Below are 14,800 nucleotides of genomic sequence, written 5' to 3'. Positions count from 1 at the left end.
ATTATTTAAACAATGTTTAAAGGAGGTCTTATTCCCTCAAAGTGCATAATGATGAAAGTTTAAGACTCTGTGCCACTTAAGCCTAGAGGATAAAACCAAATCTAATTATGGAATGGAGAGAGAGAATATGAAGAAATATTTTACAATCTTAATGGCTCTTTTCTTGATCTTTGGTGCTTCTTCAACAGTTTTAGCAGGCGGAGACCATGACGACGGCCATAAAGACGGTTACCATGACAAAGATAAATACAGAGACCGCGATGATAATAGAAAACACCATGATGACGATGATGACGATGACGATAAAGACAGAAAACGCCATCACGATGATGACGGTAAAGACAAAAAACGCTATCACGACAAAGACAAATACAAACACCATCACAAAGGCTACTTCAAACATGGCAAATACTATCACAAAGACGGCAAATTCTATTACAAACACCGTGACCATTTCCATAAACTAGGGAAATACACTTACAAACACGGCAAATTCCATTATTTCTTCGACAAAAAGCGGCACTATGACCGCCATTAATGCAAGTTAACAAGAAAAGAAAAAACTGAGCTCTCTCTAAAGAGTTCAGTTTTTTCTTGGCCATTAAATCGCTGCACACTCTAAAAGATTTCTTATTAGTTTTATTTAAAATACTTATTTGACATCAACATCACTTCTTCTGGATTTCCGCATTCAGCTAAAATAAGCCCGCTTCCCGGACCTGTGTCCTTGAAAGCGGGCTTATTTATTTTTTCATCGCTTTGTAAATACCGGCTGCTGCAACGGCTCCGAATGCAATGGCGTATACCCCTTTCCATTGGAGAGGGTATTCTTTCAAGCCGTAAGGCAACGGAGCTTTGTCCGTATAACTGTATCGGGACAGTATATCCAGCGCAGGCGTCTCCAAGCCGGCCGGTTCGATCAATTCGTAAAATTCGTCAGTCAGCTGCTTTACTTCGTCCGGCACGGATTTCAAGTGTCCCAAACTGTTTTCGAAGGTTTCGCTCCGTGCCAGTTTTGCGAGCATCAGCACAAGCAGCGGTTCTGGAATCATCTCAAATGCACGCAAGCCCGGCGGCGTAATCTCCACTCCTGCTTTACGCAATGCCCCGAACGATTCCCTCAGCGCTCGGATGCACAATACGCGGGCATCACGCGTCGCTGCAAAGCGCTCCAAATCGGTGTCGCATGCGTAGACGGCTTGCGCCAGCGTCGGCACAAGAAGCGCGACATGCGTTTTCAGCCAGTCGTCAATATCATCCCGGATCTCCACTTTAAAGCCGCGCATCGATTCCAGAACTGCCTTGACTTCAAGTGTTCTTGGAATGGTACGCCCATCGACTTCGCCGATTGGCAAGGTCCACTTGTGATGTTCGTCGACCGGCAGCATACGGATGGTATGCCCTTGCCGATAGCCTCCTGGAAATGGAAAACCGGAAACTACGCGCTCTTGCCCCAATGCACGAACCAGCCGATCTTGCCCTTCTGCATTATTCATCATGAACAGGAAAGTAGGCACTTTTTTATTCGCCGCGAGGGTTGGCAGAATTTCAATCACTTTGTTTTTCCGCATCGGTACGATGACAAGGTCGTAATACGCTTCCGGATCGAAGCTGTCGACAACCGGCACTTGTGTAACCGTGGTTTCCCCTGTTGCCGTATTTTCGATTACGATGCCGAAGCGTTTCAAGTCTTCTTGCCGTTCGCCGTGGTCAAGCACGGCGATATCGTGCCCGGCTTCCTTCAACCTTTCCGCAAACAAGCTGCCGAAAGGGCCAACGCCAAAAATCAGTATTTTCTTTGCCACGGAAATCACTCCTGTTAACAACGGATTCCATTTTACCGGCTGCAGTTCAACCTGACTAAAAATAGCCGCTCCTATTTACCCTTCATCCTTCAAATGCTTTCTGCAATTCCGCCAAGTCCAGCTTCTTCATCTCCAGCATCACCTTTGTGACCCGCTTTACCCGCTCAGGGTCCGAGTCTGCAAGCATGTCATCCAATTGGACTGGCGATACCTGCCAGGAAACGCCGAATTTGTCTTTCAGCCAGCCGCAATTCTGCGCTTCTTCGTCTCCCCCTACAGTCAACCTGTTCCAGTAATAGTCGATTTCCTCCTGTGATTCACAATTGATGATGAACGACACCGCTTCAGTGAATTTGAATGCAGAATCGCCATTGAGCGCAAGGAATTTCTGGCCTTCCAAGGTGAATTCAACGGTCAAGACGGTGCCTTCTGCCATGTGATGGATTTCAAATCCTTCTTGTGAATAATAAAGGATACGTCCGATGCTCGCGTTTTTGAAAATAGATACATAATAGCGGGCCGCTTCCTCCGCCACTTTCTCAAACCATAGATTGGCTACGATTTTCTGGATTCTTTGCTCCATTCCAATACCTTCTTTCGATTGGATTTAAGAGCGGCTATGTATTTTCACTTCCATTATACTATGCCAGTGAGTCAAATTGTTTATATTTATTTAAATATTCAAAAAACTGTAGTATTTTTTTGATTTAGGATGTATACTCACAACAGTTGATATCATATTTATATCATTTTACATTTTTTAAAATTTAATCTAATTTTTGGTTATGCTGTCTCGGACTATTGTTTTCTTTCAGCGCTTTTAGCGAGAATCACGAGAGAAATTCCAATATAAACGTTGCAGCTGCTTTATACAATGACACTGAAAGGGGTCCTTTCTCAAAAGTACATGCAGATGAAAAATCCAGTCTCTATGGAGCAGACAACCTAGACAATGGACAATAATCCAAATGGAATGGAGAGATCAACTTATGAAGAAATATCTTATGATTTTGATGGCCGTGCTCTTGGCATTCGGCTTCTCATCAACCGCTTTAGCCAGCGGTGGAGACCATGACCACGACAGAGACGGATACCATCATGACTACGATAAAGATAAAGACGACAAAAAGTACAATAGAGATGACGACGATAAAAAGAAATACAAAAAGCATAAAAAATTCAAAAACCATAAAAAACACGGATATTACCACAAACATTACACGAAACACGGAAAATCTTATTATCATTTCCACAAATACGGAAAACGCTATCACGACTGGGACGACCGTGATGACCGCGATCATCACGATCACCATTAACCAACAAAAAAGGAATGGACCTTTTCAGAGGCCTGTTCCTTTTTCCATCTCACGCAACCAATTATTTTTATTGAAATTAAAATGATTTAACATTCTAAATTATAGTAATTTTTTGATATTTGTACTATACTATTTACATGGAGTTACATACACAAGGAGGCGCATATGAAGAAAAATGAGTGGATTTTTGAGTAGCGGTCGACGTCTAGATACTCTGGCCCGTTTTAAAGTTCTTTGCTCAGCTAATAAAAATCTGCTTTTAAAGGAGAAATAGAAAATGAAGAAGTTTGCTATGATATTGATTACCCTTTTACTAGCATTCGGATTCACTTCTGTATCATTTGCACATGACGATCATCGGGGAGATGATTCTGAAAAAGTCACCTATCGCGATGGCGTCACGACAATTGTAAAAACGCATAAAGAAGTGACCCATGACAAAGTGGTCAAACGCGAAAAATCTTCTGAATATGTAACGGAGAAAAAATCCGAAAGATCCACTTATAACGAAGTCGATGTCAAAGTGACTAAAGAACACCATCCTCAACAAGACTGGTATCGCGAAGTGAAAACCAGCACAACGTACAAAGTGATTAAACGCGTCACTTGGGATGAAGTCACACGTTATGACACCATCAAAATTTTCACAACACCAGTGAAAATTACGAAAACGACCGTCACTACGATCAAACATTACGGCAAACCAGGCAGCGGCGGCAAAGTTTTCTATAAAGACACTGAAGTTTACCGCGACAAAGAGTTTGGAAAAACTCAACGCAGAGTCGTGAAAGAAACACACGTTGAGAATAAAAATTATAAAACAACTTACAACAGAAAAGTGATTGACGTCGAAGTAAGCAAAGGCAAATGGATTAAAGGTGACCGCCACTGAATAACGGGGCTTTCCCAAAGTCATGGACAATGGCTTTTCGGGATAGCCCTTTTTCTATGTTTCCACATTCGCCTAACGCAGTTCCTAATAGCTTTGAAAAGCCCACTTCTTTTCTTCATTGTTCCGGCTTGGCTGACGTGATACGTTAGAACGAGCAGTACGCTGAATTTAGAGAACCGGGAGCTGATTTTTTTGAGACAGAAAAGTTTGAATGGAAAAACCGCCATCATCACCGGCGCAAATAGCGGAATCGGCTTTGAAGCTGCCAAAGAGTTGGCCGGCCGCGGCGCACACGTCATATTAGCGGTGCGCAACATGGAAAAAGGCTTGAAGGCCAGAAGGGCGATCATTGCCGAAACGACCCATGCGGAAATCGAAGTGATGCCTCTGGATGTCGCAGACTTGGAAAACATCCGCTTTTTCAGCGAACAAATCAAGAGCCGGCTCCTTTCGCTCGACTTGCTGATCAATAACGCGGGCGTCATGATGCCGCCTTATTCCAAAACAAAAGACGGCTTCGAGCTGCAGTTCGGCGGAAACCACCTTGGCCATTTCGCTCTGGCCGGCCATTTGCTGCCGCTCCTTGAGAAAACACCTGGCTCGCGCATCGTCACCATCGGCAGCCTCGCCCACAACCGTGGCTCAATCGACTTCGACAACCTTGATGGCTCAAAAGGCTATAAAGCGAAAAAGTTCTATAACCAAAGCAAGCTTGCCAATATGCTTTTTGAGATGGAACTGGATAGGCGCCTCAAGCGCAACGGCTTCCAAACCATCAGCGTCGCTTGCCATCCGGGTATTTCGGCAACGAACATCTTCAAGGTTGGCAAATGGGATGCGCCGAAAGCGCTGCGCAATTACGCCAACCGCTTCTTGCAGCCGCCGCACATGGGAGCGCTCGCGACTGTCCATGCAGCCACGGACGAAGGATTGACCGGCGGCGAATACATCGGACCTGATGGCAAAGGCGCAAAAAAAGGTTTCCCTGCCTTGGAACTTCCCCACCCTTCCGCGTTGGATGAAGCAGTTGCCCGCAAGCTATGGGACGTGTCTGAACAATTGACTGGCGTAAAGTTTGATTTTACGAAATAAAATGGATCCATCTCGAAAAAGAGCTGCCTTAAATTTTACGGCAGCTTTTTTGCGCCCTAGCAGAATCGCGAAGTTTAAACAAAAGCCGTTCTGTTTGTTCCTGCCTGAAACTAATGATACGTTTAAGGAAATCAATCTACCCTTTCAGGAGTTGAAATCATGGAACAACATTCATTGTACGGAAAGACGTCCATCATCACCGGTGCCAATAGCGGTATCGGCCTCGAAACGGCAACCACCTTTGCCGAACAGGGTGCCCGAGTCGTCATGGCGGTACGCAATATAGAAAAAGGTTATGCGGCACGCGATTTGATCAAAAAGGACCATCCCCATGCGGAGGTTGAAGTCATGGAACTCGACCTGGCAGACCTCGACAGCATCCGCTTTTTCGCGGAACGCTTTCAGGACAAATTCCCTTCGCTCGACCTGTTGATCAATAACGCAGGCGTCATGACGCCGCCTTATGCCAAAACGAAAGACGGCTTCGAGCTCCAATTCGGCAGCAACCACTTGGGGCATTTCGCATTGACCGGACATTTGCTGCCGCTCCTTTCGGCTACTCCCGATTCACGTGTGGTCACCGTCAGCAGCCTCGCGCATAAAGGAGCAGATATCTTCTTCGACAACCTCGACGGCACAAGCGGCTATAAGGCAATGAAATTTTACGGACAAAGCAAGCTTGCCAATCTGATGTTTGCGCAAGAACTCGATGAACGCTTGAAGCAGCATGGCCAATCGACAATGAGCATCGCTTGCCATCCAGGAATTTCCGCTACCAATCTGTTCAAGTTCGGCGGCAAAGATGCGCCGAACTTCATGAAAGGGATTTTGTATAAATTCCTTCAGCCTGCCGACATGGGCGCATTGCCGACAATTTTTGCTGCCACGTCCCCTTCCCTGAAAGGCGGCGAATACATCGGCCCCGACGGCAAAGGCCAGCGCAAAGGATATCCGGCAATCGACACGCCTCATCCGGCCGCGTCCAACAAAGCCGTTTCACTTAAACTCTGGAACGTCTCTGAACAATTGACAGGCGTGACGTTCAATTTTTAACTAACCGCTTATCCGCCCTTTCAATGAAAAAGTAACAGCTTTCAGAATTATTTTGAATAATCCATTATTAATTGTTAAACTATTCAATGAAAGGCTTTCTGTTAGTTTAAATTTTCACGATAAAATTTATCTAAGGAGCTGGGATGATGAATCAAGAACAATTCGAACGTGTGAAAAATGGCAAAGGCTTTGTGGCTGCACTCGACCAAAGCGGCGGGAGTACACCAAAAGCGCTGAAGCTTTACGGAGTTTCAGAAGACCAATATTCAAATGAAGATGAAATGTACGACTTGATCCATGAAATGCGGACGCGTGTCATGACCGCCCCTTCCTTCAATTCCGACTCGATTCTGGGTGCGATCCTGTTCGAACAGACCATGGACCGAGAAGTCGAAGGCAAATATACGGCGGATTATTTATGGGAAGAAAAAGGCGTTGTGCCGTTCCTGAAAGTCGACAAAGGCCTCGCAGACGAAATGGACGGCGTTCAATTGATGAAAGAGATGCCGAATCTTGATGACTTGCTGAAGCGGGCAAACGAACGCCATATTTTCGGCACGAAGATGCGCTCGGTCATCAAAGAGCCGAATCCAGCGGGCATCCGCAAAGTCGTCGAGCAGCAATTCGAAGTGGCCAAGCAAATTATGGCTGCCGGACTGGTGCCGATCATCGAGCCGGAAGTCGATATCCACAGCCAAGACAAAGAAAAATCCGAAGAGTTGTTGAAGCAGGAACTGCTGAATCTGCTCGATTCCCTGGGCGAGGATGAAAACGTCATGTTGAAACTGACGATCCCAACCGTCAATAACTTCTATAAGGAATTGATTGACCATCCGCGCGTCATCCGTGTGGTTGCGCTGTCCGGCGGCTATCCGCGCAAAGAAGCCAACGAAAAATTGGCCGCTAATAATGGCCTGATTGCCAGTTTCTCCCGCGGCTTATCCGAAGGCGTCAGCGCCAGCCAATCCGAAGAAGAATTCAACGCATCCATCGCGGATTCCATCCAGACAATTTACGAAGCGTCGATTACTTAAGCTGCGCATTCATTAAAAAAAGGCGATTCCGCTTTGTGCGGAATCGTCTTTTCTGTCTTACTATTACTTGGTGAACAAATAAATGATGTACAGCGGCACGAGGACAATCGCCATGTACTTCAGCAAATACAGCGAACTGGTGGATAAGCATTTCATCTTCGATATCAATGCATCTTTAAAATCTCTTGCAATTGTGGGCATAGTGTCTGCCTCCTTCAATAGGTAAGATTAGTATAATGCAGCAGCCGCTTCAATGGTAATTTGCTGTTTCTTCATGGCATTGTAACTTTTATCCACATTCAACGGTCTAACTTGTAAATCGCTTTATAAGGAGAGAAAACCATGCGGACATGGACAATTTTATTGCTCGCCGTGCTGGCACTTTTGCTTGGCGCTTGCGGCACACCAGAAGAAGGCACAAATGGAGAAAAATCAGAAGGAGGCAATGAAGGCGAAATGGCCGCAACACTCGTAAAATCAGATCTTGGCTACCGCTATACCCTCAAAAACGGCACAAATGAAGCAGTGACGTTCAACTTTACAAGCAGCCAGCGCTTCGATTTCGCGCTTTATAACGAAGCGGATGAACAGGTATTCCTGCATTCTTCAGTCAGCGCATATGCCCAGGTGCTCGGTGAGGAAACAGCCCCAGCCGGCGGTGAACTGGTCTATGAGCTGGAGGTCCCGCCGCTTGAGCTTGAGCCCGGCACCTATAAAATCGAAGCCTGGTTCACACCGCAGCAAGGACCAGCTTATCCAGCAGAGAATGAGTACGTGGTGGAATAAGCAATCACAGCATTTGATCAAATAAAGCGATTGCCCTAGTTTCATTTAGGCGGCGGCAGGGAAATTCCCTTAGAGAGAGTTATTTACTTAATTGGAGGAATTTCAGTGAACTTGACGACGCATGCTTTATTGACAAAAGAGGATTTCCAAACCCGTACCGATTTACCGGAATGGCTGTTGAACGAATACCAGACTTTCCACAACACGGTCACCGACAAGACCTTCCCCTGCTATTTCGGGATGAGCGGTGAATTGAAAGGTGAACTGCGCTACGCTTATGTGACGCAGGATGATTGGAGCAATTTGCCCGCAGCGGTGTCCAGTTTCCTGGAATTGTTCGATGATCCGAAACACAAACGCCACGGCTTGTTCGTCTTTGTCGAACCGTTTGAAACCGAAGGGTCGATTGAAGATTACCGCAAGCAGTTCTGGGAGTTGCTGCAGTATATGCACGATGTCGACAAAACCGAATGGCCTCTTGAGGCGCCGCGCGACCCGGACCATTATTTATGGGACTTCACGTTCGACGGCGAACCGATTTTCGTCTTCGGCAACACGCCTGCCTATAAGCAGCGCAAGACCCGCCATCTCGGCAATGCGATGGTGCTGGGATTCCAGCCGCGCCGAATTTTTGAAGGCTTGAAAGGGACGGAAAAAGGCGGCGTCATGTCGCGCGAGAAAGTCCGTGCACGCGTTGAAGCGTGGGACCACCTGCCGACGCATCCGGACATCAGCCATTTCGGCGACCCGACGCATAACGAATGGAAGCAATTCTTCATCGGCGACGACAGCGAGCCGATCCAAGGCAAATGCCCGTTCACCCATAAGGAAATGAAAAAATGAAAAAAGAGAGCGATCCCTCGAGGATGGCTCTCTTTTGTGCATTCAGGTTTTATTCGCCTTGTGGCTCGTCCTGCGGCAAGTTTGCGCCGACCACTTCCGCCAGCTTCTGCACACCTTCGACAATCGCTTCCGCGTCGGCGTAGCTGAATGACAGCCGCAAGTATTCGCAGCGTTGCTGGTCCAAATGGAAATGCTTGCCCGGAACGTATGATACGCCGGCAGCCAATGCCTGCGGCAACATTTCCGCTGTATCGATGCCCGGCAGCTGCAGCCACATGAAGTAGCCCCCTTCTGGTACATACCACGTCACTGACGGCGGCATGAACTGCTCGAGCGCCTGGATCATCGCCGTACTTTTCGCTCGATAGGCGTTTGTCAACGACGCCAAATGCGCGTCAAAATCCGTGGCTTCCAAGAATGACGCCATGACCGACTGCGCGAACGGATGGTTGAGGTCTTTCTTGAACCAGCCTAAGGTACTGACCAGCTCCGCGCCGCCCGCCACCCAGCCAATGCGCATGCCCGGCGCGACAACTTTTGACAGCGATCCGATGTGGATGACGCGTCCGTTTTCGCCATCCATCGCTTTCAGCAGTTTCGGTGCTTCGGCAAAAGCCAGTTCGCCGTATGCATCGTCCTCTAGGATAAGGAAATCGAATTCTTCGGCCAGCTCAAGCAGATGCTGCCTGCGTTCCGGCGTCAATGTCGTGCCTGTCGGATTCTGGGAAGTTGGAATGGTGTACAGGATGCGCGGCAGCGTAAGCCCCTCGCGTTTGCGGTTTGCCAGCATTTCCGCAAACCTGTCTGTATCCATGCCCTTCGCGTCAACGGGGATGTTCATGAAATGCTCCGTGTAATTCCGGAACACCTCCAGCGCTTCCATATAGGTCGGCGACTCGAGCGCGACGACTGCCTTATCGTCCAGCAAGACGCGCGAAATGAGGTCGATCGCCTGGCACGCCCCGGAAGTCACAAGCAGCTCCTCGTCCGCCAGCCCCACACCGCGCTTTGCCATCCGCTGGCGGATGGCTTCTTTCAATTGCGGAATCCGCGGACTGCCGATGTATTGCAGCGGCAGGTCCTGTTCTTCATCGAGCAGCCGGATCGTCGCCGATTTAATTGCTTCGGCTGGGACTAGTACCGGCTCCGGATAGCCCGAGCTCAATCGGATGCAGCCTTCAGGCAATGCCAGCAGCCACTGGCCCGGCGGATCGTTTTTGAAGGCCAGGCTGATATCTTTTGAAAACGGGAATTTTCGCGTCATAAGGTCGTGCCCCTTTCGTTGTCCAGTTTGCTTTGTTTCCATTCTACAGATTGTTGGACGCTTTGAATATCGCGAGCTGACATTCGACCAGCGAATTGGGTAAACAGCAATCGGCATTCCGCCTTGTCGGAATGCCTTCTTTTACGATTGCGGGAGCCTTTCGCTGCAGCGAAAGGCTTTTCATATTGTGCTTTTGAACTTTGGACGATGCTTATTTTGCTAGTGCCGGTTAATTTTCTGGCAGTTCATGTTAACGTTGGATGAGTTCATGTTAAAGTGAAAACAATTCATGTTGACACGAGATTCGTTCATGTTAACGCCGAAACAGTACTTGTTAAAATTTATATAGAGTGCGCGAGATTTTATTCGCCCCTATCGTTGTATACAGTAACAAAGGAAAGGAGGGGTTCCGGTGGAGGATTTCATCGCTCGATTGAAGCGGCAAGACGAAGCGGCGCTCAACTACATGATCGATACATACATGCCGTTTTTGAAAGGGATTTGCCAGCACATCCTTTTGAAGAGCTGTGGCCGCCAAGCTGCGGAAGAATGCCTGAACGATGTGTTCATGACCATTTGGCAGCGGGCGAAGCAATTTGACGGCGATGCCGGCGATTTCCGGAAATGGGCCGGCATGGTGGCGAAATACAAAGCAATCGACAGCTACAGACGGCACATGAAGAGGCTGGAACGCGAGTCGGTCACTGATGATGTGCGGACTGCAGGCATTTCCAATAACACAGAAGAAATGGTGCTTGATAAAGAAGCGCGGGATGAAGTGCTGGCTGGGCTCCATAGTTTACCGGAAGCGGACCGCGATTTGTTCTTGATGAAATACTTCCTCGGTTTGCCGAACGCAGAAATTGCCGAATCCCTCGGCATCACCGTATCCGCGGTCGATAACCGGCTGTACCGCGGGAAACGGAAATTAGCGGCCTTATTTGGCGGAAAGGAGCGGTTTACATGAGCGATTTAAACAAGTGGCTGACAACGAATATTGAAGACATCCCGGAGGCGGATGTGTCGGAATTTGAAAAGAAACAACTGAAAAAGCGCATTCTTGGACAGCGCCGCAAATCGCCTTGGCTGAAAAACGTGGCGCTTGCCGCAGGTATTGCCGTCGCTGTTTCTACCACTGCCTTCGCCGCGTTCCCTTCCCTGGCATCTCAAATTCCGATTCTGCAAGACATCGTTTCCTATTTCGACGGCGACGAACTCATTTTCAACCATTTCAGCGAAGTGGCGCAGCCGATTGGCTTGGAAGAAACGAGCAATGGCGCCACAATAACCATTGAAGAAGCGGTTTACGACGGCACCTCGGTGACAGTCGCTTTCGCTTTGCAGACAACAACCGATCTTGGCGAGTTCCCGAATGCAGATGGATTGCTGGAAGCACCTTGGACACGCGGTTCCGGCTCTGTCACTTCGATGAACAAAGTGAACGATACGACGTATGCTGGCATGCTGACCATGGCCCCGAATTTCCTGTGGAAAGCGCCGCAAACCATCAAGCTTAAGTGGGCGCCCGAATCGTTCACCGATATGGAAACCGGCGCAAAAGTCGAAGGCGACTGGGAATTCACTTTCAACTTGAATGCCCTCAACAGCGTAAAAGTTCCAGTCAATCAAACCGTCGATTTTGAAGGCGGCTCGTATAAGCTGGACGAACTGCGCCTGACCAAGTTATCAACGGTGCTGGCGATGCACAAAAAAGACATTGATGAAGACCGGTACATCACCGATTGGCAGCTTGTGGACGATCTGGGCAATATCTATCCGATGCATTTCGGCACGGGCAATGAATCTCAATTACAGTTCACGTTCGAAACTCTGGATCCGCAAGCTTCTTCCATCCGAATCGAGCCGTTGATCAAGCGCATCGAACATGCCGAAGATGACGGCGTACCGATTGAAGCAACCATTATCCACGTCGACTTGCGTTGACGCAAAATCCCCTCCCGCTTCAGCAGCCGGAGGGGATTTTTTGATAGTCCACAATATTATTACGCCCGGGAATCACTTGGCTCAATGGTGAAGCCATTGGCAAATGCCTGCAAGATGCCGATCAGCAATTGCGTGATTTCCGCCGGCGACTGCTGGTAGCCATTGCGTGCCCAGTCGAGGATGATGCCCGTGGTGCCGTGGGCCATGTACATCTTAAACTGGGACGAATTGATGTCGTGGCTGCCGATTGCGCTGAACGTGAAATTCTCGTCGAGCATTTCGAAAATCGCCTTCGGCAAATCCTGGTACAGCCCTGGAATCGTGTCTTCCTTCAAATACAGATTGAAAAAAGAACGATTGTCGTAGATGAAACTCACGAGCTCGAACGATTCCGCATCCATCTGCCGGACATCGACCCGTTTCCCCGGCTGGTAGCGTTCCATGCCGGTCCGCTTCACCTGCTCGAACATTTCTCGCTTGAGGTCTTCCGTGATATCCGGTTTGTCCAAATAATGCAGGTAAAACGTCGCCCGGTTGTATTGCGCCCGTTCCACAATATCCGTGACAGACACATGGCTCAAGCCTTTTTCATTGATCAAATGGACAAAAGCCTGTTTCAATTGATGTTTTGTCCGTTCATTTTGCGGGGTGTTTTTTCGTTTATTTTCCATCATTGCCTCTGCCTCCAATGAAAAAATCGACACTTTATGCAGAATTGTCGATTTTTTCGACAACTGCTGTTTTTCTACTGATTGAGCTTGCTTTTGCAACCGGTTACACTTAATAAGTACATTACTTACAGTTTAGCATACCAACAAATAGAGGAGAGATTCAGAATGATCGATTTCACAGACAAAGTTGTATTGATTACAGGCGGCGGTTCAGGACTTGGGCGCGCAGCAGCGCTATCCATCGCCAAACAAGGCGCAAAACTGGTGCTTGTTGATATGAACAAAGCATCGCTGGAAGAAACGAAAAACGAAGTGCTTCAAGCATCTCCTGAAGCGGCGATCGAATTGTTCGAGGCAAACGTCACGAATGAAGAAGAAGTGAAAAATTACGTCCAATTCACAGTCGATACATTCGGTAAAATCGACGGTTTCTTCAACAACGCCGGCATCGAAGGCAAACAGAACCTCACGGAAAACTACGGCTCTGATGAATTCGAAAAAGTCATCAGCGTCAACTTGAATGGCGTCTTCTACGGCATGAAACATGTCTTGAAAGTCATGAAAGAACAAGGCTCCGGCTCGATCGTCAACACCGCTTCAGTCGGCGGCATCCGCGGCGTCGGCAACCAATCCGGCTACGCGGCAAGCAAGCACGGCGTGGTCGGCTTGACCCGCAACTCGGGTGTTGAATACGGCGAGTTCGGCATCAGCATCAACGCCATCGCACCAGGCGCCATCATGACGCCAATGGTCGAAGGTTCGCTTAAGCAAATCGGCGGCGACGATTGGGAAGCGGTCGGCAAAGAGTTCGTCAGCGTCAACCCGATGAAACGCTTCGGCAAACCGGAAGAAGTCGGCAACCTGGTCGCATTCCTGCTGTCAGACAGCTCACGCTTCATCAACGCTTCGGTCATCAACATCGACGGTGGCCAATCATACAAATACTGATTTTTTCATTAAACGATTCCCCCAGTTACATGGGGAATCGTTTTTTCTTTGGCTTCTCCGAATGTGTATGGATGAATAAAAAAGGGAAACTTCGTTATACTGTTCTTAGAGTAAGGAGTGACCATTATGCACCTAGAACCCATACCCGACCATCTTGAGGTGGGATTGAAAATCCTGTTTGTCGGCTTTAACCCGAGCATCCGCTCATCTGAAACCGGCTATCATTACGCGAACCCGACAAACCGTTTTTGGAAAATCCTCCACGAAGCCGGTTTGACGCCTAGAAAATTCGCGCCGCACGAAAACCAGGAATTGCTTGAACTCGGTTTCGGCCTGACAAATATCGTCGAGCGCCCAACCCGCGAAGCTGCGGATATTTCAAAAGAGGAATACGCAGAAGGCGCCGTCTTGCTGCGCGAGAAAATCGAAGCGTACCAGCCGAATGCCGTGTGCTTTGTCGGCAAAGGCGTCTACAAGGAATATAGTCGAAAGCGCAAAATCGGTTGGGGTGTCCAAGAAGATCCCGTCGTTACTGGAACGATTGAATTTGTCGCTCCTTCATCAAGCGGTTTGGTGCGGATCCCACTCGATGATATTGTGGATGTGTATCGAGCGTTGAACAAGTACCTTTAGATCTTTTACATCTGGTTCATGCGTTTATTTTGTTCATGCAAAGACCCTCAACAAGCTTTCAAAGCGTGTTGGGGGTCTTTGGTTTTTTTATGATAACTTCTGTTACGTTCTAATGTGTAATTAAATTATTATGACTGTTTTAAATAAAGACCATAATCCCCATTTTGTTGTGAATTAATTACGAAACCCTCAACAATAGAGCTTAAAATAAGTTTGTATAAATAAGATATAAAAGCCCGATTACCGGAACAGCAAATACAATCGTTAAAATAGCACTCTTCGTATCCAAATATTTCTTTTCGAAGTAAACTTTTACGATCACCAAAAATATCCACATAGAGAATAAAATAATCTTTAGGTAGTAGAATATACTGAAAATGGAAGGTATATTATCCACCATTACGAAAAAGGCCATAAAAGTAATGAAAGGATGCAACAACGGCACCGCACAGATGAGCAGAACACTTCGCACTATCTTAACAGCTCGACCAATCATTGATGCGGGAGTCCCACTAA

18 protein-coding genes are annotated in these 14,800 nt (G+C 47.7%); 12 read left to right on the top strand and 6 right to left on the bottom strand.

The window, feature by feature from the left end:
* Window positions 1–127 precede the first annotated feature (127 nt).
* On the top strand, window positions 128–538 hold the full coding sequence (locus QMA09_RS16455; RefSeq protein ID WP_135503037.1) for a hypothetical protein: 411 nt from the start codon (window positions 128–130) through the stop codon (window positions 536–538).
* 205 nt (window positions 539–743) lie between these two features.
* Here QMA09_RS16455 and QMA09_RS16450 read toward each other — a convergent pair whose 3' ends face one another.
* Both QMA09_RS16450 and QMA09_RS16445 read right to left on the bottom strand, forming a co-directional pair.
* Window positions 744–1,805 carry a ketopantoate reductase family protein gene (locus QMA09_RS16450; RefSeq protein ID WP_158290598.1) on the bottom strand — a complete coding sequence of 354 codons (1,062 nt, stop codon included), beginning with the start codon at window positions 1,803–1,805 and terminating at the stop codon, window positions 744–746.
* An 82-nt stretch (window positions 1,806–1,887) separates the two neighbouring features.
* Window positions 1,888–2,388, bottom strand: a complete 501-nt coding sequence (locus QMA09_RS16445; protein ID WP_135503032.1) for a VOC family protein — start codon at window positions 2,386–2,388, stop codon at window positions 1,888–1,890.
* Between the two features lie 406 nt (window positions 2,389–2,794).
* On the opposite strand from QMA09_RS16445, the gene QMA09_RS16440 reads away from it, so the two are divergent.
* The 5 genes from QMA09_RS16440 (at window position 2,795) to QMA09_RS16420 (ending at window position 7,195) form a co-directional block, all read left to right on the top strand.
* A complete protein-coding gene (locus QMA09_RS16440) occupies window positions 2,795–3,124 on the top strand; it encodes a hypothetical protein (RefSeq protein ID WP_135503029.1) in 330 nt (109 codons plus the stop codon).
* Between the two features lie 277 nt (window positions 3,125–3,401).
* A complete protein-coding gene (locus tag QMA09_RS16435) occupies window positions 3,402–4,016 on the top strand; it encodes a hypothetical protein (protein WP_290213892.1) in 615 nt (204 codons plus the stop codon).
* A 192-nt stretch (window positions 4,017–4,208) separates the two neighbouring features.
* On the top strand, window positions 4,209–5,108 hold the full coding sequence (locus QMA09_RS16430; RefSeq protein ID WP_290213891.1) for an oxidoreductase: 900 nt from the start codon (window positions 4,209–4,211) through the stop codon (window positions 5,106–5,108).
* A 159-nt stretch (window positions 5,109–5,267) separates the two neighbouring features.
* A complete protein-coding gene (locus QMA09_RS16425; protein ID WP_290213890.1) occupies window positions 5,268–6,161 on the top strand; it encodes an oxidoreductase in 894 nt (297 codons plus the stop codon).
* A 146-nt stretch (window positions 6,162–6,307) separates the two neighbouring features.
* Entirely contained in the window at window positions 6,308–7,195 is an 888-nt protein-coding gene (locus QMA09_RS16420; RefSeq protein WP_135503160.1) for a fructose bisphosphate aldolase, read from the top strand.
* 63 nt (window positions 7,196–7,258) lie between these two features.
* On the opposite strand, the gene QMA09_RS16415 is transcribed toward QMA09_RS16420, so the two are convergent.
* Entirely contained in the window at window positions 7,259–7,396 is a 138-nt protein-coding gene (locus QMA09_RS16415) for a hypothetical protein (RefSeq protein WP_175580292.1), read from the bottom strand.
* A gap of 141 nt (window positions 7,397–7,537) precedes the next feature.
* Here QMA09_RS16415 and QMA09_RS16410 point away from each other — a divergent pair, with 141 nt between their 5' ends.
* Both QMA09_RS16410 and QMA09_RS16405 read left to right on the top strand, forming a co-directional pair.
* Window positions 7,538–7,981 (top strand): BsuPI-related putative proteinase inhibitor, encoded by a 444-nt coding sequence (locus QMA09_RS16410; protein ID WP_135503019.1) that lies wholly within the window; start codon window positions 7,538–7,540, stop codon window positions 7,979–7,981.
* 105 nt (window positions 7,982–8,086) lie between these two features.
* The gene (locus tag QMA09_RS16405) at window positions 8,087–8,824 is read left to right on the top strand and encodes a YqcI/YcgG family protein (RefSeq protein ID WP_135503016.1); all 738 of its coding nucleotides are present in this window, start codon (window positions 8,087–8,089) and stop codon (window positions 8,822–8,824) included.
* A 49-nt stretch (window positions 8,825–8,873) separates the two neighbouring features.
* Here QMA09_RS16405 and QMA09_RS16400 read toward each other — a convergent pair whose 3' ends face one another.
* Complete coding sequence (locus tag QMA09_RS16400; RefSeq protein ID WP_290213889.1) at window positions 8,874–10,088, bottom strand: aminotransferase-like domain-containing protein; 1,215 nt, start codon at window positions 10,086–10,088, stop codon at window positions 8,874–8,876.
* 412 nt (window positions 10,089–10,500) lie between these two features.
* Between QMA09_RS16400 and QMA09_RS16395 the strand changes: the two genes are divergently transcribed.
* The gene (locus QMA09_RS16395; RefSeq protein WP_135503011.1) at window positions 10,501–11,055 is read left to right on the top strand and encodes a sigma-70 family RNA polymerase sigma factor; all 555 of its coding nucleotides are present in this window, start codon (window positions 10,501–10,503) and stop codon (window positions 11,053–11,055) included.
* Window positions 11,052–12,032 (top strand): DUF4179 domain-containing protein, encoded by a 981-nt coding sequence (locus QMA09_RS16390; RefSeq protein ID WP_135503009.1) that lies wholly within the window; start codon window positions 11,052–11,054, stop codon window positions 12,030–12,032. Before QMA09_RS16395 ends, QMA09_RS16390 begins: the two co-directional genes overlap by 4 nt.
* Window positions 12,033–12,091: 59 nt before the next feature.
* Here the strand turns inward: QMA09_RS16390 and QMA09_RS16385 are convergent, their stop codons facing one another.
* Entirely contained in the window at window positions 12,092–12,706 is a 615-nt protein-coding gene (locus QMA09_RS16385) for a TetR/AcrR family transcriptional regulator (protein WP_135503006.1), read from the bottom strand.
* Window positions 12,707–12,868: 162 nt separating this feature from the next.
* On the opposite strand from QMA09_RS16385, the gene QMA09_RS16380 reads away from it, so the two are divergent.
* Together QMA09_RS16380 and mug are read left to right on the top strand one after the other, a co-directional pair.
* Window positions 12,869–13,651, top strand: a complete 783-nt coding sequence (locus QMA09_RS16380; RefSeq protein ID WP_135503004.1) for an SDR family oxidoreductase — start codon at window positions 12,869–12,871, stop codon at window positions 13,649–13,651.
* Between the two features lie 126 nt (window positions 13,652–13,777).
* Window positions 13,778–14,284: a G/U mismatch-specific DNA glycosylase gene (gene mug, locus QMA09_RS16375; protein ID WP_135503001.1), complete on the top strand. Its 507-nt coding sequence runs from the start codon at window positions 13,778–13,780 to the stop codon at window positions 14,282–14,284.
* A gap of 202 nt (window positions 14,285–14,486) precedes the next feature.
* On the opposite strand, the gene QMA09_RS16370 is transcribed toward mug, so the two are convergent.
* Window positions 14,487–14,800, bottom strand: a 314-nt coding sequence (locus QMA09_RS16370) for a hypothetical protein (protein ID WP_290213888.1), incomplete at its 5' end; no start/stop codon positions are given.

The sequence above is a fragment of the Planococcus sp. APC 3906 genome (assembly GCF_030407685.1).
In the GTDB taxonomy this organism is placed as follows: Bacteria; Bacillota; Bacilli; order Bacillales_A; family Planococcaceae; genus Planococcus; species Planococcus koreensis.
Note: the sequence above shows the minus strand (reverse complement) of the source record. Positions and strands in the feature narration are given on the sequence as shown.

Excerpts from the sequence above, each read along its gene's own strand:
- QMA09_RS16455 (WP_135503037.1), top strand. The coding sequence starts at position 128 with ATGAAGAAATATTTTACAATCTTAATGGCTCTTTTCTTGATCTTTGGT.
- mug (WP_135503001.1), top strand. The coding sequence starts at position 13,778 with ATGCACCTAGAACCCATACCCGACCATCTTGAGGTGGGATTGAAAATC.
- QMA09_RS16420 (WP_135503160.1), top strand. The coding sequence starts at position 6,308 with ATGAATCAAGAACAATTCGAACGTGTGAAAAATGGCAAAGGCTTTGTG.
- QMA09_RS16380 (WP_135503004.1), top strand. The coding sequence starts at position 12,869 with ATGATCGATTTCACAGACAAAGTTGTATTGATTACAGGCGGCGGTTCA.
- QMA09_RS16415 (WP_175580292.1), bottom strand. The coding sequence starts at position 7,396 with ATGCCCACAATTGCAAGAGATTTTAAAGATGCATTGATATCGAAGATG.
- QMA09_RS16385 (WP_135503006.1), bottom strand. The coding sequence starts at position 12,706 with ATGATGGAAAATAAACGAAAAAACACCCCGCAAAATGAACGGACAAAA.
- QMA09_RS16390 (WP_135503009.1), top strand. The coding sequence starts at position 11,052 with ATGAGCGATTTAAACAAGTGGCTGACAACGAATATTGAAGACATCCCG.
- QMA09_RS16425 (WP_290213890.1), top strand. The coding sequence starts at position 5,268 with ATGGAACAACATTCATTGTACGGAAAGACGTCCATCATCACCGGTGCC.
- QMA09_RS16435 (WP_290213892.1), top strand. The coding sequence starts at position 3,402 with ATGAAGAAGTTTGCTATGATATTGATTACCCTTTTACTAGCATTCGGA.
- QMA09_RS16400 (WP_290213889.1), bottom strand. The coding sequence starts at position 10,088 with ATGACGCGAAAATTCCCGTTTTCAAAAGATATCAGCCTGGCCTTCAAA.
- QMA09_RS16445 (WP_135503032.1), bottom strand. The coding sequence starts at position 2,388 with ATGGAGCAAAGAATCCAGAAAATCGTAGCCAATCTATGGTTTGAGAAA.
- QMA09_RS16440 (WP_135503029.1), top strand. The coding sequence starts at position 2,795 with ATGAAGAAATATCTTATGATTTTGATGGCCGTGCTCTTGGCATTCGGC.
- QMA09_RS16410 (WP_135503019.1), top strand. The coding sequence starts at position 7,538 with ATGCGGACATGGACAATTTTATTGCTCGCCGTGCTGGCACTTTTGCTT.